The following is a 2,451-nucleotide window of genomic DNA, read 5'->3' on the forward strand; positions in this document are numbered from 1 at the left end:
CGTTAAAAGAATTTAAAAGCTCAACTAAAGATATAGTAGACGATGTTGCAGAAGAATTTAAAATAGAAGACAAAGAAACAGTAATTAAAAAAAATATCTAATGCAAAAAGCCACCTAATTCTAATAGGCGGCTTTTTGTAAGTGTTAATATACGTGCTAGATCCGTATATAAGAATCTATACAAAAGCTTGTTGCTCATTATTTCTTTAAATAACGAAGAAATAAAAGGTCCTCTTGGTGTTTGTGTGATAGGAGAAAATTTTGAAGTCGACAGTATGATGGATTATTGGCTAGGGGTTAGTTATTTAGGCGACACACTATTGAGACAGTAGAAATACCGGATGCAATGCTAAAGGCATGGAAACAAATTTACTCAGAGTAGTTTCCCTTTAACGCCTACAAGCACGCAGGAACACAAGAGATGGAATTTTATACAGATGATTCATCAGATTGAAAGCTTTTATTCGGAAGTTTGGATTCCTGTAATATAAAAAAATGAACTAGTTAAGTCAAGTTTACTAACAATTATCAATGAGTCATGCTAAGAAGGATAACTAGCCTTTGCAGCATTTTATATATATGCACTTTCATGTGCCACTTCTGTTACGATCAATTCTTCTTCGGAGTAAGCCTTAAGTAGTTCCCTTGCTATATACGATGGTACTCCTAATGATTCTATTATTGCTTGCTCGGATTGTCCCTCTCTTAACAAATCACAAAAATATTTGCGGAAATCTCGAACTACCGCTTGGCGCTCCTTTGTATTCAACATATAAAGCTCTTTTTCTAACATCTCAATATAAATATTCGCTGTCATTCCTTGCTCCTCCTCAGTACTATTCATTAAATAGTACTATACCATAACACTATTATTCATTGCAAGGTACCTGTTTTAAAATAAAAGAAGATGGCCTCCTCAAAACGAGACCATCCTCTACTTTATTCAAATATTTCTGGATAAACTGTTTTAGCTACTAGTTCCACAGCTTCACCAATTCGTGGTCCAGGGCGAGACATTATGTCAGAATCTAATTGGAAGATGGCATTGTTTTGTACAGCCTCTAGCTGATTCCAGCCTGGACGAGCCTTAATCTCACCAATTGGATCTTCTACATAATTTACGGTAGTCAAGATAATCGGAGGATTTTTCTTAATGACATCTTCCTCAGATAATTTAATCCACCCCTCTAGGTCTCCAAAAATATTCACAACAGAAGCATTATTCAAAACTTCTTGTTGAAAAGTATTTTTACCAGTTGTAAAAATTTCTGGAGATGGGCTTATCTCAAAATAAACTTTTTTCTGATCGCTCACACCTGATACCTTCTCCTGAACACTTTGAATAGTGGTTTTAATAGAGTTAACAAGGTTGGTTCCTTTATCCTCTACTCCCATTACTGCAGCCAACTGTTCAATATCTCCATAGACATCTTCAAATGAAAGTGCCGATTGAATGACAAAAACGTCTAAACCCGCATCTTCCAACACTTTAAGCTCTTTCTCAGAACCGGTTGTATACGCAATCACAACATCGGGGTTTATCTCTAAAATACGTTCTGCATTAAAGCTCATAGAATCGGAAATTCGTTCAATTTCTAGTGCTTCTTCCGGATAGGTATCATACTCTGTAGCTCCAACTATTTTATCTCCCACGCCAAGGGCAAATAGAATTTCTGTGTTACTTGGTTGTAGAGAAACAACCGTTTCGGGAACTTCCTCAAATGTAATTTCTTTCCCTATATCGTCCGTTACGGTGTATTCTTTTACTTCTTGTAAAGAATCTGTTTCAACAGCTGTATTCTTTACAGCCTCTTGACAGCCTGCAAGTAAGATCGACAGTATTAGTACCGCTAACCAATTTCTTAATTGTTTATTCATATGTTAATCCTCCTTTATTTTCTTTTTCTCATCGGATATGATTTACTAACAAATTGAATTTCGTCAACTCCATGATACTTGTTTACATATACCGCCATTGCAAACAATACATTTGCTAATAGCTGCGTGTAGTCAAATAAAATCTCTGGTACTTCCCTTTCTAACGAGATTTTATGTAAAGCTCTGACCGACTTTTTTGCTTCACTTCGACATACGTGCAATTCACAAGCGGCCGTTGAACCTTGTGGAAGTACGAATATATCTACCCTTCCTTCTACTTCGCTTACGTAGGAATTGTACATATCGCTGAGGATCTGTAAATCTTCTTCATGGATCGCGAGCTTCCCTCTGACAGACCCATTTAAGTGGTATGCCATCGGGGCCAAATACATGAGGTCCTCATATACTCTTGGAATATCTTTTGTTAAAGAAGCAGCCAAGCCGATACGTGTCGTCAGTGAGTCCGTTCGAATCTCAAAGTCTACTGTAGAAGGCTTCTCTCTCATAAACGGATAACAAATATAACGCATGTCCTTTTTCACCTTTTTCCCCTCCCTCCCTAGTAAATGTGAA

General features: G+C 36.9%; 3 protein-coding genes. All 3 read right to left on the reverse strand.

Features of this window, described 5'->3' with window-relative positions; genetic code table 11:
• Positions 1–571 precede the first annotated feature (571 nt).
• Positions 572–817, reverse strand: coding sequence for an HAAS signaling domain-containing protein (locus tag AC06OU_RS16920; protein WP_475857332.1), 246 nt, complete (start codon positions 815–817; stop codon positions 572–574).
• Positions 818–939: 122 nt separating this feature from the next.
• A complete protein-coding gene (locus AC06OU_RS16925; protein ID WP_475857334.1) occupies positions 940–1,878 on the reverse strand; it encodes an ABC transporter substrate-binding protein in 939 nt (312 codons plus the stop codon).
• 14 nt (positions 1,879–1,892) lie between these two features.
• The gene (locus AC06OU_RS16930) at positions 1,893–2,420 is read right to left on the reverse strand and encodes a hypothetical protein (protein ID WP_475857336.1); all 528 of its coding nucleotides are present in this window, start codon (positions 2,418–2,420) and stop codon (positions 1,893–1,895) included.
• Positions 2,421–2,451: the final 31 nt, after the last annotated feature.

This window comes from Psychrobacillus sp., from assembly GCF_056205495.1.

What these genes read in the sequence shown, in the direction of transcription:
- AC06OU_RS16925 (WP_475857334.1), bottom strand. Translation starts at nt 1,878, where the DNA reads ATGAATAAACAATTAAGAAATTGGTTAGCGGTACTAATACTGTCGATC.
- AC06OU_RS16920 (WP_475857332.1), bottom strand. Translation starts at nt 817, where the DNA reads ATGACAGCGAATATTTATATTGAGATGTTAGAAAAAGAGCTTTATATG.